Raw genomic sequence first — 26,009 nt, forward strand, 5'->3', positions numbered from 1 at the left:
CGGCGCAGCTGTCCGATCGCTCATGTAAATCGCGCTCTTAGGCATTCAGGTAAGGCCCATCTGCTGGGCGTATTTGATGAGCGCTGCTTCGGATTCGATTCCAAGTTTGCGCATGACACTGCGCTTTTGCGTGCTGATCGTCTTGCCGCTACGGTTGAGCCGCATGGCAATCTCGCTGATCGACATGCCCTGTATATAGAGGCAGAAGACCTCCCATTCCCGCACACTCAGAATTCCTGCACGCGGGTGTGGGAAAGAACCCATCTCGTCAAAGGCGGTCTGCACACTGGCCGACAGATAGGTTTGTCCTGCCACAGCGGAGGCGATCGCATCAGACAGTGCATCGACGGCGTCGCGCTTGTCCACGATGGCCGACACGCCCAGGTTCAGCAGGCCCGACAAGGTGGGCGGATGGCAGATCATGGTCAGGATCACCACACGCGGATGCGGCGGGTGGCGCAAGACACGCCGCAAGATCGGCGTGGCGTTGCTGAGGCCGTCGATATCCGGCATGCCGATATCGGAGACCACGACATCGCAAGGGCAGGTGTCGATCAGCTCGGCGAGCGTTTGTGTATCCGGCGCCTCGCCGACGACTAACAGGTGAGCCTTGGCTTCCAGCAACTGCCGCACGCCAAAGCGCACGCAGCTATGGTCGTCAGCCACGATGACTCGAATAGTCGGATTCATGTTGTTCTGGTGAGCTTGACTGGATCTCCGTGCAGGTCATGCATCCCCCGGAGAGGCCAGTCAGGGTTCTGAGTGTCGCGTGCATGACGCACGCGAGCCCGTACCGGATCAGCGCCGGCTTTGCGGAAGACCCTGGGGCAGCAAGCCGTATTCGACAGCAAACCTGAATAGCTCGGAGTCGCTATTCAGCGCGAGCTTGCGCATGGCGGCACACTTCTGCGAGCTGATCGTCTTGACGCTGCGCTCGAAGCGCTCGGCGAGCTCTGTCACTCCGATGCCGGACGCGTATTGTGTGATCACCTCCAGCTCGCGCGGTGACAGAACCTCGCGCACGAACTCGAACCGCTCTGCCTGAGCCGCGTCGGCGATCAATGTGCGAACCGCCGGGCCGATGTACCGCTCACGCGCCAGCGCACTCACAATCGCCACATGAATCAGGTCAATCCGGTCACGCTTGCTCAACAGGGCTTCGGCTCCCAACGCGAGCACGCGCTGTAGCGCGCTGGCATCGGTCTCCATGGTCAGCACCACCAGCGCCACGTTCGGATGGCGTTGGCGAAACTGCCTCAAGGTGGTGAAGCCGTCGCCTTCCATATTGCCGGGCATGTACAGGTCCATCACGGCAAGATCGCACTTGACACGATCGGCTTCGGCAAACAACTCGGCGGCATCGGTAGCGCGACCGACTATCTCCATATTGGGAAAGCCGGACATCAGGTTTTCAACCGCCAACAGGACAAGCGGATGATCGTCCGCAACGATGGCTCTAACTGGTGTGCTTATATGTGTGCTTTCGTACATTGTGCTCGGCTCCACCGGCTTCTCGGTTCCCGGTCGCTCCGTATGACGGAACAACTGGCCCAGCGGCGAGCATCAAACATTTGCCATGGCACAAACATAAGATTGCTCCGAAATACCTGTCGATCGTAATCTTCAATAGAATTTTACTTAGTCGTTCGACCTATTTACCGGACCACTCCATTCGCCTTGACATACGCATACAAACCGGGATCGTTGGTCACGCCGAGCTTTGCCATTGCAATGCGCTTCTGCCGGCTGACCGTGCGGGCATCGCGTCCTAGCACGTGTGCGATTTCTGATATGGACTTACCCTGTGCGAACAATCCGATAACCTCGGCCTCCCGCGGCGACAGACGACGTATGCGCCACGTGCCGTCCGGCGTCCTTCCGAGTTTGTCAAGCGCTTCACGAACGGACTCTCCAATATGGACACGGCAATCTCCGGCGCAGCGAACCGCCGCGACCAGTTCGCTCATTGCCTCGGTCTTGTTGACAATGCCCACGACGCCGTCCGAGAGGACCGAGCTCAGAATGGCGGTGTTCGTCAAACCGGTAAGCGCCACCACACGCAGCTCCGGCCATTCGCCGCGAATTCGCCGGATGAGATGCAAGCCGTCACCCATGGCGCCGTTTGCCTCGGGCATGGCCAGATCGGTGACGAGTACGTCGCAGGGGACGCTGCGCAGCAGATTGATCAGACTCGTTGGACCCGTGGCCTCACCAACGATCGTGATGTCGCGATGCGCACGAAGTGCGGCGCGCACTCCGAGCAGAACGAAAGGATGATCGTCCGCCAGGATAACCCGAAGGTTCGTCATGGTGTTCTCTTGATTGTTGCATGTCTATGCGCATTACCCATTTCGATGCGATGCCCTCTGGCGTGCCGTTCGCCCGGCCCGGCTCGCGGCTTCGAAAGAGTGCGGCAGGGTTCCTCCATAAAATCATCTGGTTAAAGAATTTTTAATCGGAGATTTCCTAATCAAATCATTTTGTCGATAATCGTCTTTAAACCATAAGGATTACCGAATTTATTTGTCGGAATAAAAGACGTTTCATCGCGCACCTCTTACACGTTTCTACCGTTAGCGTTCACACCCGTCTGCGTGCGCGCTGCAGTGCGCGGGCCCGTTGCGATCGTGCGCGGAAACACCGGCAACGCAATTAACGCGCACGCGCTACCCACAGCCCACACCAGCGGCCACGAGCCGACCGAGAGCAGTAGCGGAATGGTCAGCGGCGTCACGAACAATGTCAGGAAGGCAAACGTGTTGCCCATCGCAAGTGCGGTCCCGGCGCGACGCGTACCGGCGAGCGTGGCAAGCTCGGTAAACGCCACACCGTGCCAGGCCGAGGCGCTCACGCCACCGAGGACGATGAGTCCCGCGAACAGCGTCGCCAGTGCCGCATGATGCGCGCCGCTCACGGCCGCCGCGGCAGCGAGCAAGGCAAACAGCGCCGCGCTCAGCAGGCTGCAGGCCCGCATATACGTGCGACGGTTGCCGTGCCGGTCAGTCCAACGCCCGCTCCAGACCCGGGCGATCGCCGCACCGGTTTGCACCGCCGCCATCGTCGCGCTGATCAGCATGACGCCCGCGTGAGTGAAGTCATGCAGAAACACCGTGGCGAAGGTCACCACCGCGATTTGCGGCACACATAGCGCGCCGATGCCCAGTGCGACCCGCCAGACGCGCGCATCACGCAGCGGGCCGGGGTTGGCACTCGATGCGGCGGTCTCGGCGACACTACGCTGGCTATCGGCATGTTCATGCAGCGAGGGCTCGTGCAACCAGCGCCATGCAAACGCCGCCGTCACCGCGCATAGCAACGCCAGCACGCCATAGACGCTGGCGAAACCGAAGTGCGACGCAAGGGCCGGCAACATCAGTGCCCCGAGGCCCCCGCCGGCTGGCACCGCGGTCTGGCGGATGCTCATGGCGAGGCCACGCTCGCCTTCGCGGAACCACGCCATCACCGCGCGGCCGCTCGAACCATTGACGCTGCCGCCCAGCAGGCCGACCAGCAGCAAGCCGAGCGCCAGCGCTGCAAGACCAGGCACATGAGCGCCGCTCGGTACGACAAACAGCGCCATGCCCGCGAGGGCCGCGGCGGTGGTGCCCAGACCAAGCAGCAGAACCCGCCGGTCACCCCAACGGTCGGTCAGCAACCCCCACGGCAATTCGCTCAGCGCGATGCCGAGGCCGAGCATGCCCAGCACCAGCCCGAGACCACTGTTGCCGACGTGATAGCCGGAGCGCAAAAACACCGCGGTTGTCGGAATACCCGAAAATGCCGCCGAAAAACTGGCGTTGGCGGCAAAGCCAACCCCCAGCACCTTCCACCGGTGATTGGCGCCGCGGATGCGGTCCGTTTGCGCCGCACGCAAAGAATCGCTGCTCATGATGCCCCCCAACATTGATAAATTGAGGCAATCCTAAGGCTGGACGAAGCATCGGAAAAGCCGGAAAATTAGATCACTTCCATCGGAGATTCCGAATCATGAGCTGGCGTGGATTCGATTTGGGCCAATTGCGTACCTTCGTCGCCGTCGCCGACGCAGGCAGCGTCTCGGGTGGCTCCGAGCGCGTGTTCCTTTCTCAGTCGTCGGTGAGCGAACAGTTGAAGAAGCTGGAGGAGCGCGTCGGCCAGCCGTTGTTCGTGCGCAGCAAGCAGGGCGTCGCCGCCACGCATGCCGGCGCCCGGCTGATCGAGCACGCGCGCCGCATCCTCGCCATGAGCGAAGCGGCCTTCGACGACCTGCAAGGCCATTCGCTGGACGGCGAGTTGCGCATCGCGATCACCGATTACTACCGCCCTCACGATATCGCCCGCATTCTGAAAACGTTCTCGGAGCAATATCCGCGCTTGAAGCTGCACGTCACAGTGCTGCCTAGCGCAGTGATCGACGGGAGCGCCGGTGGCGACGCGGCCTTCGACATCGGCCTGTCGTTGCGCCTCATGACGCCGCAGCCCCGGCGTGGCGCGGCTGTCGGCGGGCGCGACAAAGGCATCGTCGTGCGCCGGGAGAAGCTGGTGTGGGCCGTCGCGACCGACGCGGGCCCGGGCGTGGGCGTGGGCCAGCCGTTTCCGCTGGTGCTGCTACCGTCCAGTTGTCAGTTGCAGCGCTTCGTCGTGAAGCTGCTCGACGAACGCAAGGTGCCGTATCTGATTGCGCACTCCGCGTCGGGCGTCGCCGGTTTGCAGCTTGCGCTGAAGGCAGGGCTTGGCATCGGCTGCCTGAATGAATCGTCGATCGGTCCCGGGGTGGTTGCGTGTGGAGCGGGTGTGGGTTTGCCGGCACTGCCCACGGTGGAGTTTCATCTGTTGTCGGGACGCTCCGGCGAGAGCGAACGCGTCACCAATGCGCGCGCCGCGTTGGTGCGGCTCTTCAGTTAACGTTGGGTTGACGCCGGTTGACGCTGGCGAAAAATTGATGCAATCTCGCCGTGCGCTCTGGCAAAGCAGCGCGAGAAAACCCAGCGTAAAAATCGCAAGCCTTCACGCCACAGGCATTGCGCGTAGACAGCTGTGCAATAAAGTAAATACTCAATCTGATTATTTTGCACTGCGCACCAAATTTGACTGGTCCGTTCTGATTTTCTGTTTCGCTGTCGCGGTCTAAAGCAGTTTGAAGGGTTGTCATGCATCGGTATGCGCTGCATGCGAAGTATGCGTATCAACGCGTTCTCCCTGACGAGGCTTGGCGTGCAACGCAGAACTATTGGATCCTCACTTCTGCTGGTGATTTGCGCCGCTTGGGCCTGCGCGACGCTCGCCGCCACCGACGCGGCGGCGCCCATGCCCTTGGCAATGGACGAGCGTGTGCGCGCCTGCACCTCGTGCCACGGCGCGCAAGGCCAGGGGCGCGACAACGATTACTTCCCGCGCATCGCCGGCAAACCCGCCGATTACCTGTTCAACCAGTTGATCGCGTTTCGCGACGGCGGCCGTACCTATCCGCCAATGGGTTATCTGATCGCCTTCCTGCCGGACGACTATCTGCACAAGATCAGCCAGTACTTTGCCGACCAGCAGCCGCCTTATCCGAATTCCGACACCGGCAATGTCCCGCCGGCGGTACTCGCTTACGGCGAACGGCTCGTCACGCACGGCGACCCGGCGCGCAAGCTGCCGGCCTGCGCGGCCTGCCACGGCGCGCGGCTGACCGGCGCGCAACCCGGCATTCCGGGGCTGCTCGGCCTGCACGCCAGCTATATTGCCGGACAGATGGGGACGTGGCGTTCCGGCACGCGCCATGCAGTGGCGCCGGATTGCATGCATGCGATCGCCGTCAAGCTAACCGACAAGGACATTACCGCGGTGTCGAGCTGGCTCGCGCGCCAGCCGAGACCGGACGATCCGCGGCCGGCGGCATCCAGCGCCGGTCCGCTGCCGTTGGCCTGCGGGAGTCAGCCGCAATGAAGCCGATCTCCTCAACCATCCTGTCTGGCTTCGCGCGAGTTTTCGGCAATGCCACGGCGAGTTGCACGAGACTTCGCGCACTGGCGCTGCTTGCCGTCATTGCCGCGCTGGCTGCGCCCGATACACGGTTGATGGGCGTGGCGTTCGCCGCCTCCGATGCCGCGTCCGCCAACGCAGCGCCCGCAGCAGCAGCGACCGGCGCCTCCGCCTCGGACACCCGCCCCGATATCGTCAAGCGCGGCGAATACCTCGCGCGCGCCGGCGATTGCATTGCCTGTCACACCGCCCCGCGCGGCAAGATGTTCGGCGGCGGCCTCGCAATGGAAACCCCGTTCGGCACGCTCTACTCGCCGAACATCAGCCCGGACGCGCAGTACGGTATCGGCGCCTGGAGTCCGGACGCGTTCTTTCACATGATGCGCACCGGCATCACCCCGGACGGCAAGCTGCTCTACCCGGCCATGCCGATTGCGCAATACACCAAGGTGACGCGCGAAGACTCCGACGCGATCTTCGCCTATCTGCAGTCGGTGCCGCCGGTGCGTGAAGCCAGCCGCCCCCATACGCTGAAATTCCCCTTCAACCAGCGCAAGCTTCTGCTTGGCTGGCGCACGCTGTACTTCCGCGAAGGCGAGTACAAGCCTGACCCGACCCGCTCGGTGGAATGGAATCGCGGCGCGTATCTGGTGGAAGGGCTCGGCCATTGCACGCTGTGCCACACGAAGATCAACCTGCTAGGCGGCTCGTCGCAGCGCGACCAGTTTGCGGGCGGCCTGATTCCGGTGCAGAACTGGTACGCGCCCTCGCTCACATCCGACAAGGACGGCGGCCTCGGCGACTGGAGCGTGAAAGACATCGTCGATCTGCTGCAAGCCGGCATCTCGGATCGCGGCGCGGTCTACGGGCCGATGGCCGAAGTGACCTATCACAGCCTGCAGTACATGAGCGACGACGACATCAAGGCGATGGCCGCCTATCTGAAGACGCTGCCCGACAACGATCGCGGCCGCAAATCGGGACCGTCCGCGCGCACCAACACCAAGGTCTTCGAACTCGGCAACCGGATCTATCTGGACAAGTGCGCGCTTTGCCACGGCCAGAACGGCGAAGGACACGTGCAGCATTACCCGCCGCTGGCGAGCAACCAGTCGATCGAAATGAATTCTGCCGTAAATCCGATCCGTATCGTGCTGAACGGCGGTTTCCCGCCAGGCACGCAACGCAATCCTGAACCGTATGGCATGCCGCCGTTCGGCCAGGAGTTGAGCGATACCGACGCGGCCGCCGTCGTGACCTATATCCGCACCGCCTGGGGCAATCACGGCGCCCCTGTGACGGAGCGCGAGGTCAACGAACTGCGCAAGGCGCCGCTGCACTGAGCCGCGCGGCGGACCCGCCGCAGGCACGCTTGAACTGGTCTGCACAAACGTTGTTCCGGAGATCCCTCAGATGGATGCCAACGACAACCCGGGCGCCGCACCGCCCTCCGACGAAGAAGTCGAACGCGTGGTCGCAGCCGGACCGCACGGCGCGATTGCCGTGGCCGGCGTCGCCACGCTGATCGTGATGGCGATCTGGTTCGGCTTCTACTTCCTTGTCTTCCTGCCGCGCGGCGTCGTGCACTGATCATGGCCACTCCCTCCCCCGACCATCCTGGTGACGGCCATGCGGTCGCGCTGCGTGCCGAGCGGCGCTGGGCGATCTTCGCCGCCAGCCTGATCCTGCTGATGCTCGTCGTGGTCGTGTTCTCCGGCCTGCACTGGGCGATGATGCCGCCCTCGCGCGTCGAGACCGTCGATCCGACCCGTCTGCAATTGTCCGGCGAATTCGTCGAAGACAACCTGGGCTCCGCGGTCGGAGACGACGGCTCGGTGGTGGTGCGCTTCATCGCGCAGCAGTATTCGTTCACGCCGCAATGCCTGCTGGTGCCCGCCGGTACGCCGGTCACCTTCCGCACCACCAGCGCGGACGTCGTGCACGGCTTGCTGGTCACGGATACCAACATCAACACGATGGTGGTGCCGGGTTACATCTCCACACTCACTACCAGTTTCGATCACCCCGGCGATCACCTGATGCCGTGCCACGAATTCTGCGGCTTCGGCCATCAAACCATGTGGGCGCACGTGAAGGTGATCGACAAGGCCGCGTTCTTCGAGCAGGCACGACAATCAAGGAGGCTCAGCTGTGTTTCTCGCTAAGCGACTCGTTCTCGCGCACTTCTGGCTCGCCTTCATCGCGTTTCTGCTGGCGCTCTTTCTCGGCTCGTGGCAGATGCTGGTGAGAAGTCCGCTGCTGCCGTGGGTCGGCGACCCCGAGCTTTATTACCGCTCGGTGACCGCGCACGGCACGGTGATGGCCTATGTGCTGCCGACCCTCGTGGCGATGGGCTTCGGCTACGCGATTGTCGAACTCGCGCTGCGTCAGCCCCTGGTGGGACTCAAATGGGCGTGGGCCGCGTTCTTCATCCTTGCGGTGGGCGCCGTGGTCGCGATGGTGCCTGTGTCGATGGGCCGGGCGTCGGTGCTCTTCACCTTCTATCCGCCGATGATCGGCAGCCCGCTCTATTACATCGGCGTGGTGCTGGTGGTGGTCGGCTCGTGGATCTGGGTCGCGCTGATGAACGTGAACCTGCGCATCTGGAAGCGCGCCAATCCCGGCAAACCGGTGCCGCTCGCGATGTTCGCCAACGTCGCGGGCGCGTATCTATGGGCATGGACAGCCATCGGCGCGGCGCTCGAAATCCTGCTGCAGATCCTGCCGGTGGCGCTCGGCTGGAAGAGCACCATCGACGCCGGCCTCGCCCGCGTGCTGTTCTCGTGGACACTGCATGCCATCGTCTACTTCTGGCTGATCCCGGCGTATATCGCTTACTACACGATTGTGCCGGGCGCGATCGGCGGGCGCCTCTACAGCGATTCGATGGCGCGCGTCTCGTTCATCCTGTTCCTGATCTTCGCCATGCCGATCGGCATTCACCATCTGTTCGTCGATCCGCAGGTTGGCGCGGGTTTCAAATTCCTGCATGCGGTGTTCACGGGAATGGTGTCGGTGCCGACACTGCTGACCGTGTTCACGATCTGCGCCTCGGTTGAAATTGCCGGACGCCTGCGCGGCGGCCAGGGTGCGTTCGGCTGGCTGGCCGCCCTGCCGTGGCGCAATCCGATGATGCTGGTGCTGGCGTTTTCGTTCGTCATGCTGGGGCTCGGCGGCGCGGGCGGGCTCATCAACATGAGCTACCAGCTGAATTCGACCATCCACAACACACAGTGGGTGACGGGCCATTTCCATCTGATCTTCGGCGGCGCAATCGTCATCATGTACTTCGCGATTGCGTATGAGCTGTGGCCGCAACTTACCGGGCGCGCGCTGTATTCGCTGGGTCTCGTGCGCGCCCAGCTCTGGTTGTGGTTCATCGGCATGATGGTCGTGACGCTGCCGTGGCATTACGTGGGCCTGCTCGGTGCGCCGCGGCGCATGGCCTACTACGACTACACCGCACCCGGCCTCGAACAGCAGGCCATCTGGGTGGCGATGTCGGCCATCGGCGGCTTCGTGCTGGTGATCTCCGGCGTGCTGTTCATCTACATTCTCGCGAAGTCGCAACTCGGACCGCTCGTGCAGCCGAAGGAATTCCGCTTTAGCCTCGCGACGCATCCCGTCGATCGCGTGCCCGCCGCGCTGAACAGCTTCGGCCTGTGGGTCGGGCTGATGATCGCCTTGACGGTCGTCAATTACAGCGTGCCTGTCTTCCAGCTACTGCGGCTGCAGCAGACCTCCGTGCCGGCGGTCGTCGTCGGAGCCCAGCGATGAATGAAGAACGCGTCTTCAGCCTGCGCAACCCATGGTTCGTGACGAGCGTGGGCGGCATCCTCTCGGTGGCGGTGATATCGGCGCTGATCGGTTTCATCTGGCTGCCGTCGGCCAACGGCGATTTCAGCGGCCATGGCTTGTGGGCGACCATCTGCAGCGCGGCCGGCACACCGTCGAGCTGGTACGGTGGCGGAGCCAACCTGAATGGGGCGCCGCCGAGCGAGGTGGTGGTGTTGCCGCCAGGCCATGCGAGCGCCGATGCGGCTTCGATCGGACGCGGCGCAACCATTGCGACGCAGAACTGCTCGATGTGCCACGGCGTGCTCGGCACCGTTCAGGTCACCGCGCCCGCGCTCGCCGGTCAGTATGCCGACGTGATCTACAAGGAGTTGCGCGATTACCAGAGCGGGCAGCGCGCCAACGCGATCATGCAGCCGATCATCCAGAGCCGCAGCGATCAGGATCTGCACGATCTGGCCGCGTATTACGCGTCGCTGCAGCGGGCCGCGCCGGCCGAACCCGGCGGCGCAACAGGCGCCGCGCAGGATGTCGACGCTGTCAGACTGGCCATGCAGGGAGACCCGATCCGCAACATCGCGCCGTGCGCCGCATGCCACGGGCAACTGGACCGCAAGGGCGCCGCGCCCTGGCTCGGCGGGCAATCGTCCGTCTATCTGGCCGCGCAGATGCAGCACTTTGCGAGCGGCGAGCGGCATAACGACATCAACGAACAGATGCGCAATGTTGCACGGCATCTGACGCCGCAAGAAATTGACGGCCTCGCGAAGTACTATGCGGCACAACCTTAGCAGCCAGGCGCTTCGCGTCCGGCGCGCCGCGCGAGCCTGATCTATGCAGCAACCGGCTCCGCGCGGCTGCCGCTCTTGCGCGCATGGCCCGCGGCAGATGAGCGTACGGCAGCCGCCCCACCCGAGCCGGTACGGAACACCGCCACCGCCGCCGTCAAACGGCGCGCCTGATCTTCCAGCGAACCGGCCGCCGCAGCAGCCTGTTCCACAAGTGCAGCGTTCTGCTGGGTCACTTCATCCATCTGCGCGACCGCGAGATTGACCTGATCGATGCCGGTGCTCTGCTCCGTCGCCGCGGCAGCGATCTCGCTCATGATCGCGCTCACCCGGGCAATCGAGTCGACGATTTCGGTCATCGTCGTGCCCGAGCGCTCGACCAGTTGTGCGCCGGTCTGCACCCGCGCATTCGAATCGTCGATCATCGTCTTGATCTCTTTGGCCGCGCCCGCGCTGCGCTGCGCGAGCGAGCGCACTTCGCTCGCCACCACCGCGAAGCCGCGGCCCTGCTCGCCCGCTCGGGCCGCTTCGACCGCGGCATTGAGTGCGAGGATGTTGGTCTGGAACGCGATGCCCTCGATCACGCCGACGATATCGGCAATCCGGCGCGAATCGTCGACCATGTGATTCATCGTGCCCACCACCTGCTGGGTCAGCTCGCCGCCCTGTGCGGCGAGGCTCGACGCGCCTTGCGCCAGCGAACTCGCCTGCTTGGCGTTCTCGGCGGTCTGCTTGACGGTGGACGTGAGCTGTTCGATGCTCGCCGCGGTTTCTTCAAGCGAAGCGGCCTGCTCCTCGGTGCGCTGCGACAGATCGGTGTTGCCGGCGGCGATTTCGCTGACGCCGGTGTCGATCGATTCGGTGCCTTGACGAACCGTGTTCACGGTCGAGATCAACGAGTCCTGCATCTTGCGCAGCGCGGCCGCAAGCTTGCCCATCTCGTTGTCGCTGACAACTTCGATGCGGCCCGTCAGGTCACCTTCGGCGATGCGCTCAAACTGGCCGATCGTCGCATCCACCGGGTCGACGATCGCATGCACCAGCACCATCCGCGCGAGCCAGGACAGCACCAGCGCCAGCACCATCCCCACACCGACCGCGACACTGACCGCAAAGAAACGATCCTGCGCGTCCTGATAGCGTTGCGCGCCATGGTTCAGTTGCAACTGCTCGAGCGTGAGCATCGCTTTTTCGTAGTTGTTGTAGAGCGAAGGCAGCTTGTGCGCCTGCAATTGCTGGAAGGTCGGCTTGTCGCCGGACTTGAGCGCGGCCATGGCCGGCTCGACGCCTTCGTGCAGGAACGTATCGCGCTTGTCCTGCATGTCCTTGATGAGGCGCTGCTCTTCGTCGTCCGAGCCGGCGCGGCTTATATAGTGGGCAAGGCGGTCGTTTGAGACCTTCAGATACTGATCGAAGCGCTGCAGAACCGCCGTCGCGCCGTCCTGGTCGTTCAGGTCGACAAGCGATGCATAAGTAGCCAGCGCGAGGCGCAGGCGCAGCAACTGGCCGGCGCTGCCTTCGAGGTCGGCCACCGCGGGGGTATCCACCGTGTACATCTGCTGCAGCGAGTCGTTGCTGGCGCGTAACGACAGTAGCCCCGCCGCCGCGCCGATCAGCAGTACAACGCCGAAGAAGGCAATCATCACGGTCAGGCAGGCGCGGATCGACAACTTTTTCAACATGAGCTCGTCTCCAATGGGCTTACCCGCCGACGGTCAGGAAAGAGCGCCGGACTGGGGTGCTGCGCCCAAGCCCACTGGCCAGGTTCGCAACTTGCTTACAAATTAAGCGAACGCCACATGGAATGGTCTACGGCTATCTGGCCAAAAACTTTATGGCTCTGGTCAGACAAATTGCCTTACCGGTTCTCCAGCGATGCGCGCTGCTGGATATGAGCAGCCTTGCTGGCCGATGCGCCGGTATTGTTACCCGCCGCCTCGCGATGGCTTATGCGCCGGATCAAGAAATCGAGACAAGCGCCGGCCGGCGCAGCGGGACTAGCCGAGGTTGTTCTCACCGGCGAGTTGAAGGAAAGTAGCGAGGCGACGTTCCGTGGAGCCGCGCGCCATGTACGAGATCGGGTCGGCCATGCTGGTGTTCGTGCTGCTTCTGATCGGCACGGGAACGGGTGTGCTGGTGCGGCCGCTCTTGCCGGAAGAGCACAAGGCCCATGAAACGGTGCAACTGATCCAGTTGGTGATTGGCATGCTCGTCACCTTCGCAGCACTCGTGCTGGGACTGATGACGGCGTCAGCCAAAACCAGCTTCGATACGGTCGGCAATGACTTTCGGACCTACTCGGCCGACCTGATCCAGCTCAACGCGACCTTGCGGCAATACGGCGGCGACGCCAGCGAAGTGCGGCAACTGCTGCGCGCCTACACCGCAGCGGCCATCGCCAGCACCTGGCCGTCCGAGCCGCGTCCCGCCGGTGACTACTACCCAAAAGACATTCCGGCCGAGAACAACTCGGAAAAGCTGGAGGACACCCGGCTCGGCGACATGCTCAATCTCGCCGGCGCGCGTCTGCGGCAACTCTCAGCAAATGATGCCTATCACCAGCGGCTGCTCGACCAAAGCATCGATCAGTTCGAGCGGGTCGTTCAGGCGCGCTGGAAACTGATCGAAGAAGCCCACAGCACGATTTCACAGCCGTTCTTCATGACGCTGACGTTCTGGCTGTTCGTGATCTTCCTGAGCTTCGGCCTGATCGCGCCGCGCAACGCGCTGGCCCTCGTGACGATCACGCTTGGGGCGTTGTCGATTGCCTCGGCCGTGTACGTGATCGTCGATCTGGATACGCCGTTTACCGGCCCGATCGTCATATCGAGCCAGCCGATGCGCGACGCGCTCGAGCATTTGAACCGCTAACCGGTGCTAACTGGCGCTGACTAGCCCTGACTAGCGGCGCCGGCTCAGGCCGCCACCATCTTTTCGCGAGCCCATGCCACCGCGGCGCGCGCCGGCGCAATGCCGGTTGCACGCACACGCTCGGCCAGTTCGAAGACGCGCGGACCGATTTGCGCAACTTCGGCGAGCACCGCCTGCTCTTCGCCCGAACCCTGATACTCCCGCACGCAACTAATAATGCCGCCTGCATTCACGAGAAAATCCGGCGCGTAGAAAATGCCGCGCCGATGCAGCACGTCGCCTTCGGCCAGCGAAATCAACTGGTTGTTCGCGCCGCCCGCCACCACCTTGAAACGGCACTGCGCCGCGACCGTCTCCGTGATCGAGCCGCCCAGCGCGCACGGTGCGAAAACGTCCGCTTCGACAGAGGTGATCTCCGCCGTGCCGACCACGCGCGCATTGAAAAGCTGCTGCGCACGCGCCGTTTTGGCCGCGTCGATGTCCGAGACGATCAGTTGCGCGCCCGCCTGATGCAGACGCTCGCACAAGTCCCAACCCACCGAGCCGAGGCCCTGCACCGCCACCGAAACGCCGTCGAGCGACTTGCGCCCAAGCGCCGCTTCCACCGCTGCCAGCAGGCCGACGAACACGCCATAAGCGGTACGCGGCGACGGGTTGCCACCGTAGACGTCGTTGGCGCGCGGAATGCCGCTCACATAGCCGGTCTCGCTTTGTACGGCACGCATGTCGTCGGCGGTCGTGCCGACGTCCTCAGCCGTGATGTAGATGCCTTCCAGCGATTGCACCAGCCGGCCGAACGCCTTGAACAGCGCCGTGCGGTCGAGCACGTCCGGACGGCGCAGGATCACGGCCTTGCCGCCGCCGAACGGCAGGTCGGCGAGCGCGTTCTTGAACGCCATGCCTTGCGACAGGCGCAGCGCGTCGTTGTACGCCTCATGGTCCGATGCGTATTGCCAGAAGCGGCAGCCGCCGAATGCCGGACCGCGCGCCGTGCTGTAGACGGCGACGATGGCTTGCAGGCCGGAGGCGGCGTCGGTGGCGAGGACGATGCGTTCGTGTGCGGGTTCGCCGTGCAGCCCAAAGAGCGTGCTGGCGGCAGTGGTCGTCAGTCGGTCCATCAGTATTCCTTCCTTGTGGGCGGAGAGTTCGTCGTCCGCGCGAAGCAATGGCTTCGCGCCTGGCCGCATGCGAACCGGATCGCGGCAGCATGCGGAAATCGGGCGAGGCATCAGCCCGGCGGCTGAGCGCACCTCGACGGCAAGAGTGTATGCGGCCAAATCCGGGGGTTTCTTCTGTTTATCTGGCATGATGCAGGCCACAGCAGAAGATTTGACTATGCATGGCCTTTTATAAAGACGAATCGTCTCCCCGCCTGCCGCGCCTGGGAGACACCTGGAGGACGACATGAAGCTCGACGCGATCGACCAGCGAATCCTGCGCGAACTGCGCAGCGATGGCCGCCTGCCCAACGCCAAACTCGCCGAGCGCGTAGGCCTCTCGGCCACGCCATGCTGGAACCGGGTGCGCGCGCTGGAAGAAGCGGGCGTGATCGAAGGTTATGCGGCACTGCTCAACCAGAAGGCGCTTGGGCTTCCCGACACCGTCATCATTGAAGTGACGCTCGACAAGCACGACGAGCGCACGCTGGAGCGTTTCGGCGAAGCGCTCGCGGATCTGCCGGAAGTGGTCGAAGCCTTCCTCGTCTCCGGCGAATATGACTATCTGATCAAGGTAGCGGTGGCCGGTACCGAAGGCTACGAGTCGTTCCTGCGACGCAAGCTCTACCGGCTACCGGGCTTTCAGAACAGCCGCTCGATCTTTGCGCTGCGCTGCCTGAAGCGCTCGGTTTCGGTCGAGCCTTGAGAGGGTTTTCCCGTACTGGTGCGCGCAATGCACCAACATGCGCTAGATTCTCTGCTCTAGTTTTGGCGTTTCCAAAATCGCGCTTTCTTTCGGCGTGTTATAAGCGCGATACCCCGTCGAACGTGCAGGTAGCTACGGATACCTAAACGGCCGACTTTTTGTAATCCAATCAGTCAGTTGCCTCGGCATCAAGGAGACAGCTGACTGATTGGCGCGGACCGAGCCGCGCTATTGGCATACCTTCTGCTTAGGGTGCCGTCGCCTCAAACCAGCGTAGCGCCGACACAATCGGCGTTGCGTGCTGATGGGACTTTCGATAACGAATGTTGCGCGTCAACGGCAAAACGCTTGCCGGACAACGTGCATGACCGCTGGCGCACGGCTCGTGCGCCGATGGGCAGGTCGTCCATGGTTGTGGCTTCAACGAAAGGAAGAATCGTAAGTGAAACGTATGCAAGTGGTATCGGCCGCCGGGCGACGACACGGCGGTACGCGCATGCCGGCAGGGCAAGACCTTCAGGCATCCTCGAGCGCGCCGGCTGCGCGCCAGGCCGACCTCAGCAAACCGTCGATGCACGCTGCATCACCCCATCGCTCCGCACAGGACTTTGCGCGGCGCCATCTGTCTTCAGACACCCCATTCCTCACCCGACGTCCACGCCCGCTCGCGGGCCGCGACGCGTTGCCGCCTGATCTCGGGTGAGCTTCGTCGTGCTTCAGCGCGCTGCGTCGTCATGCTTTTCTTTCCGCCCCTTTCCGCTTTTTCCGCGGGGCGCGGTTTTCTCTTGAACCTCTAATTCCGAAACAGGCCATGAAACTGTCGCAATCCCTTACCGCGGTGCTCTCAGCGATCACGTTCACCTTTGCCGGCACAGCGTCGGCCGTCACCGTGCCACCCGGCACCACGCTCGCCGCCAAGCAGGAATTGACCCGACAGGTGCCGACGGAAGTCGAATCGCTCGACCCCGCGCATATCGAATCGTGGACCGGCAACACCATCGGCCTCGACCTGTTCGAGGGGCTCACCCGCATCGGCGCCTCCGGTGCAGTCGTGCCGGGTGTCGCGGAATCGTGGACGCGCACCGCGCCCGATACCTGGGTGTTCAAGCTGCGTCACGACGCGAAGTGGAGCAATGGCGACCCGGTCACGGCCGCCGATTTCGTTTACTCATGGCAGCGCGTGCTCGATCCGAAAACCGGCTCGAAATACACGATCCTGGTGGAGTTCGTGAAGAACGCGAAGGCCATCCTCGCGGGCAAGGCGCCGCTCACGTCGCTGGGCGCGCGCGCGGTCGATCCGTACACGCTTGAGGTAAAGACCGAAGTACCCGCCGCCTTCTTCTCCGAACTGACCGCCATGCCGACCATGGCGCCGGTGAACAAGGCGGTGGTGGCCAAGTTCGGCGATAGCTGGACGCGTCCGGGCAATATGGTGAGCAACGGCCCCTACACGCTGACCGACTGGGAGCCGAACAACCGCATCGTGATGGTCAAGAACGCCAAATACTGGAATGCACCGCAAGTGGTCATCACCAAGGTGACCTATGTCCCGGTGGAAAGCGACGAGACCGCAATGCGCATGTATCAGGCAGGCCAGATCGACTATACGTACTCGATTCCCTCAGGCATCTACGCCCAGGTCAGCAAGCAGTTCGGCAAGGAGCTCCAGACGGGCGTGCAGCTTGCCACCTACTTCTATAGCCTGAACAACAGCGACCCTGCGTTCCATGACCCGCGTGTGCGGCTCGCGCTCTCCATGGTGATCGACCGCGACCTGCTCACCTCGAAGCTGACCCAGGCAGGCGAATTGCCGATGTACGGCCTGATCTCCAAAGGCACCAAAGGCGCCGCCGTCTACAGCCCCGACTGGGCAAGCTGGCCGATGGCCAAGCGCGTCGACTATGCGCGCGGCCTGCTCAAGGCAGCCGGCTATTCGGATGCGAAGCCGCTCACCTTCACCCTCACCTACAACACGAACGATCTGCACAAGAAGGTGGCGCTTTTCTCCACCTCGGAATGGCGCACCAAGCTGGGCGTGAATGCAAAGCTGGAGAACGTCGAATACAAGGTGCTGCTGAGCGAACGCCACGCCGGCAAGGTGCAAGCCTCCCGCGATGGCTGGTTCGTCGACTATAACGACGCCATGTCGTACTTCGATCAGCTCCGCTGCGGCAGCCTGCAGAACGATCAGCAGTTCTGCGACCCGAAGGTCGACGCGCTGGTGGATCAGGCCAACGTGCAGCTCGACGACCAGAAACGCACCGCCATGCTCACACAGGCGCACAATCTGGCCATGAGCGAAACGCCGCTGGTCCCGCTGTTCCAGTACTCGGCAGACCGGCTCGTGAAGCCGTACGTGGGCGGCTATTTGCCGACCAACTATGTCGACCAGCGTGCCTCGCAGGACATGTACCTGCTGGCGCACTAAGCCCCGCTCACCGGCCACTGAATGTTGAAGTAACGGAATCCGCCATGCTCGCCTATGCGCTGCGCCGCACCCTCTGGGTCATTCCAACCGTGCTTGCCGTGATTACGGTGTGCTATCTGATGTTGCATGCGACGCCCGGCGGTCCGTTCGACACCGAGAAGCATCTGTCCGCGGCCACCCTCGCTAACCTCAACGCGAAATATCACCTCGACCAGCCGCTCTGGAAGCAGTACCTGCTGTATCTGAACGCGCTGCTTCACGGCGATCTCGGGCCGTCGGTCCGTTATGTGGACTGGTCGGTCAACGATCTGGTGAGCAAGGCGCTGCCGGTCAGTCTCGGTGTGGGCGGCCTCTCGGTGCCGATCGCGCTGGTGATCGGCGTACTGCTCGGCACGACCGCCGCCGTGCGCCGCGACGGCCTGACCGACCGCATCGTGATGCTGCTCGGCAACGTCGGCAATGTGATTCCGCCGTTCGTGCTCGGGCCGGTGCTGGTGTGGGTGTTTGCGATTCTGCTAAAACGCGCGGACGGCCACGGCTGGCTGCCCGCGGGCGGCTGGGGCGACGGCGGCTGGCACTACCGCGTGCTGCCGATGGCGCTGCTGGTGATCATCAACGTCTCGTCGATTGCACGGGTGATGCGCGGCAGCATGATCGAAGTGCTGTCGGGCAACTTCATCCGCACGGCGCGCGCCAAGGGCTTGCCCGGTCACGTGATCGTCCTGCGGCACGCGCTCAAGCCCGCGTTGATGCCGGTGGTGTCGCTGCTCGGCTCGATCTGTATTACATCGATTACCGCCGCTGTGGTGACCGAATCGGTGTTCGCGCTGCCAGGCCTCGGACAACTGGTGGTGGACGGCGCCATCAACCGCGACTACACGCTGGTGCTCGGGCTCGTGGTGCTCACCACCGTTGCGGCCGTGGTGTTCAACCTGCTGGTCGATCTGGCGTATGCGTGGCTCGACCCGCGCATCCGTTACTGAACCTGTGCTTACGGAACCCGCCCTGATCATCGAATTTCGCTAGAGACGCCATGAACACCACCCCTTCCACCGCTGCGCCCGCGGTTGACGCCACCGCCCCGCGGCGCTCGCGCAGCCCGCTCGAGCTCGCCTTCAGGCAGTTTCTGCGCAACCGCGCCGCGCTCGCGAGCCTCGTGATTCTCGGGCTCATCATCATTGCCTGTTTTGTGGGGCCGCTGCTTCTCTCCAACGACCCCGCCGCCAACGACTGGGGCGCGATCAGCATGGCTCCCACGCTGCAAGGCCAGCACTGGTTCGGCACCGACGAGCTGGGCCGCGACCTGCTGGTGCGCACGCTCGCCGGCGGGCGCGTGTCGCTCGAGGTTGGCTTGCTCGGCACGCTCGTTTCCGGCCTGATCGGGGTGGCCTGGGGCGCCACGGCCGGCTATATCGGCGGACGCACCGACGCGGTGATGATGCGTATCGTCGACATGATGTATGCGATTCCCTACATGCTGATCGCCATTCTGATGATGACGCTGCTCGGCCGCGCCTTCTACCTGGTGGTGCTGACCATTAGCGCGTTCTCGTGGCTCGACATGGCGCGCGTGGTGCGCGGCCAGACGCTGTCGCTGCGCACGCGCGAGTTCATCGACGCGGCGCGCGCCACCGGCGTGGGCACGTCGGGGATCATCCTGCGGCATATCGTGCCGAACCTGCTCGGCGTGGTGGTGGTGTACGCGACGGTCACCGTGCCGGGCATCGTGCTGACCGAATCCGTGCTGTCGTTTCTTGGCCTGGGCGTGCAGGAACCGATGACAAGCTGGGGCGTGCTGATCAACGACGGCGCGCAAAAACTGGAGTCGATGCCGTGGCTGCTGCTGTGCCCGGCGGTGATGCTGTGCGTCACGCTGTATTGCGTGAACTTTGTAGGCGACGGGCTGCGCGACGCGCTCGATACCAAGGAGCGGTGAGATGGCGTTGCTCGAAGTAAAAGACCTGGGGGTGCGCTTCACACGCCGCGACGCCTCGCCTGTGGACGCCGTGCAACGCGTGTCGTTCACGCTCGAAAAAGGCAAGACGCTGGGGATTGTCGGTGAGTCCGGTTCCGGTAAAAGCCAGACGGTGATGGCACTGCTCGGACTGCTGCCCGGCAACGGCCAGGCGTCCGGCGAAGCGCTCTACGCGGGGCGCAACCTGCTGACGCTCAGCCAGCGCGAACTGAACCAGATTCGTGGCGATCGCATCGGCATGGTGTTCCAGGACCCGATGACCTCGCTGAATCCGTTTCTGACCGTCGAGCGGCAGATGACCGAGGCGCTGCAGATGCACCGTGGCGTGTCGCGCCGCGAGGCACGCCGCCAGGCTATCGAAGCGCTGCAGCGCGTCTGGATTCCGGACGCGGCACGACGCATCGATCGCTATCCGCATGAATTCTCGGGCGGCATGCGCCAGCGCGTGACGATCGCCACGGCGCTACTCACCGAACCTGAAATCCTGATTGCCGACGAGCCGACTACCGCACTCGACGTGACCGTGCAGGCGCAGATCATCGAACTGCTGCGCGAGCTGAACCGCGATCTGGGTACGGCGATCATCCTGATTACGCACGATATGGGCGTGGTGGCCGGGCTCGCTGACGATGTGATGGTGATGTACGCAGGACGGACCGTGGAGCGCGCGAGTGCGCAGGCGCTCTTCGAGCACCCGACGCATCCTTATACGCGTGGGTTGCTCGAAGCGTTGCCGCGGCTCGATGACGGCGACGGGACACATGATATCGATGCGCCGCTGCGCACGATTGCGGGTAATCCGCCAGCGCCGGGCCAAACGATCGAAGGCTGTGCGTTTGCGCCGCGCTGCTCGCTGGCGCGCGAGCGCTGCCACAGCACGCGGCCTGAACTGGAGCCGATTGCCGGTGTGACAGACGGCTGGCGCGCCTGTCTGCGGCCTGTCGAGGAGATTGAGGAGGTGGTGCGGTGAGTGATACGGCAACGCGCAAGACGGCGCATAGGGATGATGCGATGACGAGCTCACTGCCTGGTGGCGTAGCTGGTGGCGTAGCCGGCGGCGCAGCAGGGGGCGCACACGTGGCGCCGGTCGGCGAGCCGGTGTTGACGGTGCGCGATCTGAAGGTGCATTTCCGCGTGCCGCGCGGCGGATATCCATGGTCGCCCAAGGCAACGCTGCGCGCGGTCGAAGGCGTGTCGTTCGACATTCGACGCGGTGAGACCGTGGGGCTTGTCGGCGAGTCGGGCTGCGGCAAGTCGACGTTGGCAAGGGCGATTATTGGGCTGACGCCTGTGACGGACGGTAGCGTGCGGTGGCGCGATACCGAAACGGTTAGCGACGGGCGGCGCCCCGCCGCTGCGATGGAGCGGCTGCGCAAAGACGTGCAGATGGTGTTTCAGGACCCGCTTGCGTCGCTCGATCCGCGCATGACGATCGAGCAGATTGTGACTGAGCCGCTGAAGGTGCAGCGGCCGGAACTCGGACGGGACGAGGCACATGCGCGAGTGGTGACGATGCTCGAACGCGTGGGGCTCGGTGCGCATCATCTGTCGCGGTATGCGCATGAATTTTCCGGCGGGCAGTGCCAGCGGATAGGGATTGCGCGCGCCTTGGTCGGTGAGCCGCAACTGGTAATTTGCGATGAGCCTGTGTCCGCGCTCGATGTTTCCATTCAGGCGCAGATTGTTAACCTCTTGCGCGATTTGCAGCGGGAGCTGTCGCTTTCACTGCTGTTTGTTGCGCATGATCTGGCTGTGGTTAAGGCGATTAGTCAGCGCGTGCTGGTGATGTATCTCGGGCGGGTGATGGAGCTTGGGACACGGCATGAGGTGTATGGGTCGCCGCAGCATCCTTATACGCGGGCTTTGCTGTCGGCGGTGCCGCGGCCCGATCCCGCCAGCGAGCGCACGCGCAAGCATGCGGTGTTGACCGGGGAAATGCCCTCGCCGCTTAATCTGCCTTCCGGGTGTGCGTTTCGCACGCGCTGTCCGGACGCGATTGCGGCTTGTGCGGAAGATGTGCCGCAGCCGGTGTCGCGTGGAACGGGGGATCGAAGGGTGGCTTGTATTCGGGTGGGAGTGGAGATGCGCGAGGCCCGGACGGTTGTTTGAGTGGTTTGTTGAGTGGGTTGTGCCCGGTGGTCTGCAGACCGGGCTCAAGCTGTGTGGCGTCAAGCGACGCCTGCCAGCCTCAATGCGTCCATGGTCATGTGCGCGCCAAGGACAACCAGTACCGTTCCCATCGCCCAGCGTTGAGCCAGCAGGAGCCCAGGGCGACGGCCGAGAAACGTCGCCATACTGCCGGAACACACGGCTACCAGGCCATTAACCGATGCGAACGCGATAATCAACGACGAACCGAGCACAAGCGATTGCCTGAGAACGCTGCCGTCCTGGTAGTTGATGAATTGCGGCAGGAGGGACAGAAAAATCATCGCGAGCTTGGGATTCAACAGGCTAGTCGTCGCGCCCATTGCGAGAAGCCGGCGAGGTTGTTCGCGAGGCAGTTCGCGCACCTCCAGCGGGGAGCGGCCGCCGGGTTTAACCGCCTGCCACGCCAGATAGAACAGATACGCAGCGCCCCCTGCGCCTAACACGCTGCCTGCATAAGGCACGCTCATGAAAAGTGCCGTGATACCGAACGCGGCGCCAAACATATAGACAAGGTAGCCGAACATGACGCCCGCGAGCGAAATAAGCCCGGCCGTGCGTCCTTGCGCAATCGAGCGCGACATCACGTAGATCATGTTCGGGCCCGGTGTCACGGCGAGCATTCCACCGACCATCAGAAATCCGTAAATCGATGTGGTGCCGTGCATTTCTCGGGCTCCCTTCAAGTGTTCAGTGTTAGCAGTATCGATTCGATGCATACTCCAGTAAAACGAATTAAACTGAACTCATTACTCAGATTTTCTGACTAAAATGAAAAAGCTCGATCTGGATGTGCTTGAGATGGTGGTGGCGGTCGCCGATGCGGGATCGTTTGTTCAAGGTGCGGAATCGGTGCACCGGTCGCCATCGGCGGTCAGCATGCAGATCAAGGCGCTTGAAGAAGCGCTGGGTAAACCGCTCTTCGTGCGAAGCACGCGTAACGTTGCGATTACCGCAGAGGGTAAAACGCTGCTGGACTATGGGCGTCAGATGCTTGCGATGCGGGAGGAAGCGTGGGCGTCGGTGGTTCGGCCGGAGATAAAGGGGCGCGTTACGATCGGTGTGCCTGACGATTATGCTTCAACGTTGCTGCCAACGGTTTTGGGGAAGTTCGCGGCTGCTCATCCACGTGTGGAGATTCGGGTGGTCGGTTTGCCCAGTAGCGGGCTTGCTCCATTGCTTAAGGACAATACGCTCGACCTGGCTTGTCTCACCAAAACTAAGGGTATTGTGGGCGAATTTATCCGGTTCGAACCGATCGTGTGGGCTGGGTCGCCTACGCGAAAAGTTTGGAAAGAGCGGCCACTTCCGATTGCCGTTTTTGAGCATGGCAGTACCGCACGTGCCCATGCGATCAGCGCGCTTCAGCGTGAAAATATCAAGTACCGGATGTCGTATGAGAGCCCGAGTTTGTTGGGGCTTATCAGTATGGTCGAAGCGGGGCTGGCGGTGGCGCCGCTGGCACAGTGCAGCGTGCCGGCGCATCTTGTTCAGTTGTCGCAGAACGAAGGGTTGCCGCCGTTGGATGATCTTGAAGTCATTCTTGCCCGTAGTGCCCGGTCTGGGAGGCCGCCTTGTGATTTTCTCGCTGAGCAGATTCTGGCGGAGTTGAGGAATTGAGGGGGTGGCAGGGAATCCTCTCAGAGTTGCGCATGGCCGATCATCGGCAGGCAGAAAGTCGCTGAGTTAAGCCAGTCGCCGCCAGGCTGGGTTCGGTCGAGGCTGTGTCAAAACGTGCGCCATCGTCGCCCGGCAAAGAGGTTGACCGACCGAAACCTTCAGGCTTCTAGCTCAACTATCACGCACGGGCGACCTGTGCTCAGTCACTCAACTCAGAGCTTGTCATGCTTCAGATGCCAGTCGCGAAGCGCTCTATCCAGAGCCTCCACCATCCGCTTGAAGTGTTCATCTCCGATCTGCTCGCTGTAACGGAGCGCCGAGATATAGCCTTTGACGTGTGCTACGGCTTTTTCAGCCTCCAACTCGGTTTCAATTTCGTCGAGCTTGGCAATAGTGCATTCGACTCGATACTGGGCATCGTCGGGTTGTTTAAGGATCGTCATGGTCTTGGTCTCTTTCTGCTTGTCGAGTTGTCAATCGCTGTGGGATTGCATGGAGGAACGCCATGCGCATTTGGCCGAGTGATTCCTTACCAACACCGGATGCTCCGGCCATCGAATCAGCGCGGTAAAAATAAAAGACCCCGAGAGATCCGGGGCCTCCTTTACATCAGTGGACGATGTTCCTCTTAGAACGGAATATCATCATCCATCTCATCAAACCCGCCCCCAGCTGGCGCGCTCGGCCGGCTAGCCCCACCACCGCTACCGCCACGCGAACCACCACCCGACGAAGCCACACGGCCACCACCACCGCCACCACTGCGCTCCGACGGCTCACCCCGGCTATACCCGCCTTCATCACCACCCATCGAAGCCCCACCCCGACCACCAAGCATCTGCATCTGCTCAGCCACAATCTCGGTGGAGTACCGATCGGTACCATCCTGCGCCTGCCACTTACGCGTACGAATGCGCCCTTCGATATAAACCGACGAGCCCTTCTTCAGGTACTCGTTAACAATCTCCGCCAGACGCCCAAAGAACGAAACCCGATGCCACTCGGTAGCTTCCTTCATTTCGCCCGACGTCTTGTCCTTATACCGGTCCGTCGTCGCAAGGCGGATGTTCGCCACAGCGTCGCCGCTCGGAAGATAACGGACTTCCGGATCGGCTCCGAGGTTGCCGACGAGAATAACCTTGTTCACGGATGCCATGAGTTTCTCCTGTTGATTCCGTTGCAGGTGGCGCGGCAACGCACGTTTCACATCTCAGAACCGGCCGGCTCGAGACAAAAACTGCGCCTCAACCGGCCACCGGTGAGTCTTGATTACGCCTTCTTGCGCGGCGGCTGCTTCATATTTGCCGCGATTATAAGCCAGCAAAATACCAGCCCCGAGCACGCGAAGAACACCGCGCTCTGCCCGTCCGCTTTCAGCAGCACACCGCCGAGCACGCCGCCAATCGCGAGGCCGATCGACTGCGTCGTGTTGTAAACACCCGTCGCCGCGCCCTTGCGTGAGCCGGGCGCCAGTTTCGACACCAGCGAAGGCTGCGACGCTTCAAGAATATTGAAGCCGAGGAAGTAGATAAACAGAATCCCGGCCACACTCAGAATGGTATGGGGTGCGACGCCCAGCAGCAACTGTCCGATCAGGATAAGACCAATCGCACCGACCAGCACCGTCTTCATCTTGCCGCGCGTTTCCGCAGCGATAATCGCCGGGACCATCATCACAAACGACAGCCCCATCACGGGCAGGTAAACCTTCCAGTGCGACGCAACGGGCAAGCCGCCCGCCTCCAGAATCCGCGGCACCACCAGAAACAGCGCCGTTTGCGTGGCATGCAGCACCAGCACGCCGAAATTCAGGCGCAGCAGTTCGACGTTGTGCAGCACCTCCGAAAACGGTGCGCGTACGTGCACCGGCATCGGCGCATTGGGCACGATCCAGATCACGACCCCAATCGCCAGAATCGAGAAAATGCCGACCAGCGTAAACAGGCCGCTCATGCCGACCCACTGGAATACGATCGGCGCGCCGACAATCGCCACCGCGAACGACACGCCAATGCTGCCGCCCACCATCGCCATCGCCTTGGTGCGATGTTCCTCGGAGGTGAGGTCGGCGATAAAGGCGAGCACGGCGGACGACACCGCCCCCATCCCCTGAATCACCCGGCCGACAATAATCCACGTCATGTCGTGTGCGCCCGCCGCGACGAAGCTGCCGAGCGCAAAAATCGCCAGCCCGGTCGCGATCACGGGCTTGCGGCCCACCTTGTCGGAAATCCAGCCGTAGAAGATATACAGCAGCGACTGGGTCACGCCGTACGCGCCGAGCGCGATCCCCACCAGCAGCACGTTGTCGCCGCCGGGGATGGTTTTCGCGTAGATCGAGAACACCGGCATGATCATGAAGAGACCGAGCATGCGCAACGCAAAGATGGCTGCGAGCGACACGGTCGCGCGCAACTCAGGCGCGCTCATGCGTGAAGATGTGGCGGACGGATTGGACATCGGGAACGTGTTTTGAATAATCTGGACGGCCTTGTTGGGCCGGGCGACACACCGTCGAGCAGCATACTCCCGGTGGCCCGCCGTGAGCGACCTTCACCCTGCGGCAAAGACCCGC

At 62.8% G+C, this 26,009-nt stretch carries 26 protein-coding genes; 15 read left to right on the forward strand and 11 right to left on the reverse strand.

The window, feature by feature from the left end; genetic code table 11:
* Positions 1-45: 45 nt before the first annotated feature.
* The 4 genes from FFS45_RS12525 to FFS45_RS12540 all read right to left on the reverse strand — a co-directional run bounded on the left by FFS45_RS12525 (position 46) and on the right by FFS45_RS12540 (position 3,889).
* Positions 46-690 (reverse strand): response regulator transcription factor, encoded by a 645-nt coding sequence (locus tag FFS45_RS12525; RefSeq protein WP_137954964.1) that lies wholly within the window; start codon positions 688-690, stop codon positions 46-48.
* 108 nt (positions 691-798) lie between these two features.
* Complete coding sequence (locus FFS45_RS12530; protein WP_137954965.1) at positions 799-1,491, reverse strand: response regulator transcription factor; 693 nt, start codon at positions 1,489-1,491, stop codon at positions 799-801.
* A gap of 164 nt (positions 1,492-1,655) precedes the next feature.
* Positions 1,656-2,309 (reverse strand): response regulator, encoded by a 654-nt coding sequence (locus FFS45_RS12535; RefSeq protein ID WP_171029645.1) that lies wholly within the window; start codon positions 2,307-2,309, stop codon positions 1,656-1,658.
* Positions 2,310-2,557: 248 nt separating this feature from the next.
* A complete protein-coding gene (locus FFS45_RS12540; RefSeq protein WP_137954966.1) occupies positions 2,558-3,889 on the reverse strand; it encodes an MFS transporter in 1,332 nt (443 codons plus the stop codon).
* 98 nt (positions 3,890-3,987) lie between these two features.
* On the opposite strand from FFS45_RS12540, the gene FFS45_RS12545 reads away from it, so the two are divergent.
* A complete protein-coding gene (locus tag FFS45_RS12545) occupies positions 3,988-4,884 on the forward strand; it encodes a LysR family transcriptional regulator (protein WP_137954967.1) in 897 nt (298 codons plus the stop codon).
* Here FFS45_RS12545 and FFS45_RS12550 read toward each other — a convergent pair.
* A complete protein-coding gene (locus FFS45_RS12550; RefSeq protein WP_137954968.1) occupies positions 4,877-5,131 on the reverse strand; it encodes a hypothetical protein in 255 nt (84 codons plus the stop codon). The genes FFS45_RS12545 and FFS45_RS12550 overlap by 8 nt on opposite strands.
* Before the next feature lie 62 nt (positions 5,132-5,193).
* Here FFS45_RS12550 and FFS45_RS12555 point away from each other — a divergent pair, with 62 nt between their 5' ends.
* From FFS45_RS12555 to FFS45_RS12575, 6 genes are all read left to right on the forward strand, one after another.
* Entirely contained in the window at positions 5,194-5,910 is a 717-nt protein-coding gene (locus FFS45_RS12555; protein WP_137954969.1) for a c-type cytochrome, read from the forward strand.
* On the forward strand, positions 5,907-7,289 hold the full coding sequence (locus tag FFS45_RS12560; RefSeq protein ID WP_171029646.1) for a cytochrome c: 1,383 nt from the start codon (positions 5,907-5,909) through the stop codon (positions 7,287-7,289). Before FFS45_RS12555 ends, FFS45_RS12560 begins: the two co-directional genes overlap by 4 nt.
* A gap of 70 nt (positions 7,290-7,359) precedes the next feature.
* Positions 7,360-7,536: a hypothetical protein gene (locus FFS45_RS41720; RefSeq protein ID WP_171029647.1), complete on the forward strand. Its 177-nt coding sequence runs from the start codon at positions 7,360-7,362 to the stop codon at positions 7,534-7,536.
* 2 nt (positions 7,537-7,538) lie between these two features.
* A complete protein-coding gene (locus FFS45_RS12565; protein ID WP_137954970.1) occupies positions 7,539-8,111 on the forward strand; it encodes a cytochrome C oxidase subunit II in 573 nt (190 codons plus the stop codon).
* Complete coding sequence (locus FFS45_RS12570; protein WP_137954971.1) at positions 8,098-9,723, forward strand: b(o/a)3-type cytochrome-c oxidase subunit 1; 1,626 nt, start codon at positions 8,098-8,100, stop codon at positions 9,721-9,723. Before FFS45_RS12565 ends, FFS45_RS12570 begins: the two co-directional genes overlap by 14 nt.
* Entirely contained in the window at positions 9,720-10,532 is an 813-nt protein-coding gene (locus FFS45_RS12575; RefSeq protein WP_137954972.1) for a c-type cytochrome, read from the forward strand. Before FFS45_RS12570 ends, FFS45_RS12575 begins: the two co-directional genes overlap by 4 nt.
* A 41-nt stretch (positions 10,533-10,573) precedes the next feature.
* Here FFS45_RS12575 and FFS45_RS12580 read toward each other — a convergent pair whose 3' ends face one another.
* Positions 10,574-12,211: a methyl-accepting chemotaxis protein gene (locus tag FFS45_RS12580; RefSeq protein ID WP_137954973.1), complete on the reverse strand. Its 1,638-nt coding sequence runs from the start codon at positions 12,209-12,211 to the stop codon at positions 10,574-10,576.
* A gap of 385 nt (positions 12,212-12,596) precedes the next feature.
* Between FFS45_RS12580 and FFS45_RS12585 the strand changes: the two genes are divergently transcribed.
* A complete protein-coding gene (locus FFS45_RS12585) occupies positions 12,597-13,400 on the forward strand; it encodes a DUF4239 domain-containing protein (RefSeq protein WP_137954974.1) in 804 nt (267 codons plus the stop codon).
* Positions 13,401-13,444: 44 nt separating this feature from the next.
* On the opposite strand, the gene FFS45_RS12590 is transcribed toward FFS45_RS12585, so the two are convergent.
* Positions 13,445-14,518, reverse strand: coding sequence for a Glu/Leu/Phe/Val dehydrogenase dimerization domain-containing protein (locus FFS45_RS12590; protein WP_137954975.1), 1,074 nt, complete (start codon positions 14,516-14,518; stop codon positions 13,445-13,447).
* Between the two features lie 286 nt (positions 14,519-14,804).
* Here FFS45_RS12590 and FFS45_RS12595 point away from each other — a divergent pair, with 286 nt between their 5' ends.
* The 6 genes from FFS45_RS12595 to FFS45_RS12620 all read left to right on the forward strand — a co-directional run bounded on the left by FFS45_RS12595 (position 14,805) and on the right by FFS45_RS12620 (position 21,775).
* A complete protein-coding gene (locus FFS45_RS12595) occupies positions 14,805-15,263 on the forward strand; it encodes an Lrp/AsnC family transcriptional regulator (protein WP_137954976.1) in 459 nt (152 codons plus the stop codon).
* 811 nt (positions 15,264-16,074) lie between these two features.
* Positions 16,075-17,691 carry a peptide ABC transporter substrate-binding protein gene (locus FFS45_RS12600; RefSeq protein ID WP_137954977.1) on the forward strand — a complete coding sequence of 539 codons (1,617 nt, stop codon included), beginning with the start codon at positions 16,075-16,077 and terminating at the stop codon, positions 17,689-17,691.
* A 44-nt stretch (positions 17,692-17,735) separates the two neighbouring features.
* Positions 17,736-18,674 carry an ABC transporter permease subunit gene (locus FFS45_RS12605; protein ID WP_137954978.1) on the forward strand — a complete coding sequence of 313 codons (939 nt, stop codon included), beginning with the start codon at positions 17,736-17,738 and terminating at the stop codon, positions 18,672-18,674.
* A gap of 50 nt (positions 18,675-18,724) precedes the next feature.
* Entirely contained in the window at positions 18,725-19,627 is a 903-nt protein-coding gene (locus tag FFS45_RS12610) for an ABC transporter permease subunit (protein WP_137954979.1), read from the forward strand.
* Between the two features lies 1 nt (position 19,628).
* The gene (locus FFS45_RS12615) at positions 19,629-20,636 is read left to right on the forward strand and encodes an ABC transporter ATP-binding protein (protein WP_137954980.1); all 1,008 of its coding nucleotides are present in this window, start codon (positions 19,629-19,631) and stop codon (positions 20,634-20,636) included.
* A 41-nt stretch (positions 20,637-20,677) separates the two neighbouring features.
* Entirely contained in the window at positions 20,678-21,775 is a 1,098-nt protein-coding gene (locus tag FFS45_RS12620; protein WP_137954981.1) for an oligopeptide/dipeptide ABC transporter ATP-binding protein, read from the forward strand.
* 59 nt (positions 21,776-21,834) lie between these two features.
* On the opposite strand, the gene FFS45_RS12625 is transcribed toward FFS45_RS12620, so the two are convergent.
* Positions 21,835-22,482 carry a LysE family translocator gene (locus FFS45_RS12625; protein WP_137954982.1) on the reverse strand — a complete coding sequence of 216 codons (648 nt, stop codon included), beginning with the start codon at positions 22,480-22,482 and terminating at the stop codon, positions 21,835-21,837.
* A 103-nt stretch (positions 22,483-22,585) separates the two neighbouring features.
* On the opposite strand from FFS45_RS12625, the gene FFS45_RS12630 reads away from it, so the two are divergent.
* Positions 22,586-23,434, forward strand: coding sequence for a LysR substrate-binding domain-containing protein (locus FFS45_RS12630; protein WP_137954983.1), 849 nt, complete (start codon positions 22,586-22,588; stop codon positions 23,432-23,434).
* A gap of 212 nt (positions 23,435-23,646) precedes the next feature.
* Here FFS45_RS12630 and FFS45_RS12635 read toward each other — a convergent pair whose 3' ends face one another.
* The 3 genes from FFS45_RS12635 to FFS45_RS12645 all read right to left on the reverse strand — a co-directional run bounded on the left by FFS45_RS12635 (position 23,647) and on the right by FFS45_RS12645 (position 25,894).
* A complete protein-coding gene (locus tag FFS45_RS12635; RefSeq protein WP_137954984.1) occupies positions 23,647-23,877 on the reverse strand; it encodes a hypothetical protein in 231 nt (76 codons plus the stop codon).
* Between the two features lie 185 nt (positions 23,878-24,062).
* A complete protein-coding gene (locus FFS45_RS12640; RefSeq protein ID WP_137954985.1) occupies positions 24,063-24,590 on the reverse strand; it encodes a single-stranded DNA-binding protein in 528 nt (175 codons plus the stop codon).
* A 113-nt stretch (positions 24,591-24,703) separates the two neighbouring features.
* The gene (locus FFS45_RS12645; RefSeq protein WP_137954986.1) at positions 24,704-25,894 is read right to left on the reverse strand and encodes an MFS transporter; all 1,191 of its coding nucleotides are present in this window, start codon (positions 25,892-25,894) and stop codon (positions 24,704-24,706) included.
* Positions 25,895-26,009 lie beyond the last annotated feature (115 nt).

Source organism: Burkholderia sp. 4M9327F10 (genome assembly GCF_005503145.1).
In the GTDB taxonomy this organism is placed as follows: Bacteria; Pseudomonadota; Gammaproteobacteria; order Burkholderiales; family Burkholderiaceae; genus Paraburkholderia.

Excerpts from the sequence above, each read along its gene's own strand:
- FFS45_RS12525 (WP_137954964.1), bottom strand. The coding sequence starts at position 690 with ATGAATCCGACTATTCGAGTCATCGTGGCTGACGACCATAGCTGCGTG.
- FFS45_RS12530 (WP_137954965.1), bottom strand. The coding sequence starts at position 1,491 with ATGTACGAAAGCACACATATAAGCACACCAGTTAGAGCCATCGTTGCG.
- FFS45_RS12535 (WP_171029645.1), bottom strand. The coding sequence starts at position 2,309 with ATGACGAACCTTCGGGTTATCCTGGCGGACGATCATCCTTTCGTTCTG.
- FFS45_RS12540 (WP_137954966.1), bottom strand. The coding sequence starts at position 3,889 with ATGAGCAGCGATTCTTTGCGTGCGGCGCAAACGGACCGCATCCGCGGC.
- FFS45_RS12545 (WP_137954967.1), top strand. The coding sequence starts at position 3,988 with ATGAGCTGGCGTGGATTCGATTTGGGCCAATTGCGTACCTTCGTCGCC.
- FFS45_RS12550 (WP_137954968.1), bottom strand. The coding sequence starts at position 5,131 with ATGACAACCCTTCAAACTGCTTTAGACCGCGACAGCGAAACAGAAAAT.
- FFS45_RS12560 (WP_171029646.1), top strand. The coding sequence starts at position 5,907 with ATGAAGCCGATCTCCTCAACCATCCTGTCTGGCTTCGCGCGAGTTTTC.
- FFS45_RS41720 (WP_171029647.1), top strand. The coding sequence starts at position 7,360 with ATGGATGCCAACGACAACCCGGGCGCCGCACCGCCCTCCGACGAAGAA.
- FFS45_RS12565 (WP_137954970.1), top strand. The coding sequence starts at position 7,539 with ATGGCCACTCCCTCCCCCGACCATCCTGGTGACGGCCATGCGGTCGCG.
- FFS45_RS12575 (WP_137954972.1), top strand. The coding sequence starts at position 9,720 with ATGAATGAAGAACGCGTCTTCAGCCTGCGCAACCCATGGTTCGTGACG.
- FFS45_RS12580 (WP_137954973.1), bottom strand. The coding sequence starts at position 12,211 with ATGTTGAAAAAGTTGTCGATCCGCGCCTGCCTGACCGTGATGATTGCC.
- FFS45_RS12585 (WP_137954974.1), top strand. The coding sequence starts at position 12,597 with ATGTACGAGATCGGGTCGGCCATGCTGGTGTTCGTGCTGCTTCTGATC.
- FFS45_RS12590 (WP_137954975.1), bottom strand. The coding sequence starts at position 14,518 with ATGGACCGACTGACGACCACTGCCGCCAGCACGCTCTTTGGGCTGCAC.
- FFS45_RS12595 (WP_137954976.1), top strand. The coding sequence starts at position 14,805 with ATGAAGCTCGACGCGATCGACCAGCGAATCCTGCGCGAACTGCGCAGC.
- FFS45_RS12600 (WP_137954977.1), top strand. The coding sequence starts at position 16,075 with ATGAAACTGTCGCAATCCCTTACCGCGGTGCTCTCAGCGATCACGTTC.
- FFS45_RS12605 (WP_137954978.1), top strand. The coding sequence starts at position 17,736 with ATGCTCGCCTATGCGCTGCGCCGCACCCTCTGGGTCATTCCAACCGTG.
- FFS45_RS12610 (WP_137954979.1), top strand. The coding sequence starts at position 18,725 with ATGAACACCACCCCTTCCACCGCTGCGCCCGCGGTTGACGCCACCGCC.
- FFS45_RS12615 (WP_137954980.1), top strand. The coding sequence starts at position 19,629 with ATGGCGTTGCTCGAAGTAAAAGACCTGGGGGTGCGCTTCACACGCCGC.
- FFS45_RS12620 (WP_137954981.1), top strand. The coding sequence starts at position 20,678 with ATGACGAGCTCACTGCCTGGTGGCGTAGCTGGTGGCGTAGCCGGCGGC.
- FFS45_RS12625 (WP_137954982.1), bottom strand. The coding sequence starts at position 22,482 with ATGCACGGCACCACATCGATTTACGGATTTCTGATGGTCGGTGGAATG.
- FFS45_RS12630 (WP_137954983.1), top strand. The coding sequence starts at position 22,586 with ATGAAAAAGCTCGATCTGGATGTGCTTGAGATGGTGGTGGCGGTCGCC.
- FFS45_RS12635 (WP_137954984.1), bottom strand. The coding sequence starts at position 23,877 with ATGACGATCCTTAAACAACCCGACGATGCCCAGTATCGAGTCGAATGC.
- FFS45_RS12640 (WP_137954985.1), bottom strand. The coding sequence starts at position 24,590 with ATGGCATCCGTGAACAAGGTTATTCTCGTCGGCAACCTCGGAGCCGAT.
- FFS45_RS12645 (WP_137954986.1), bottom strand. The coding sequence starts at position 25,894 with ATGTCCAATCCGTCCGCCACATCTTCACGCATGAGCGCGCCTGAGTTG.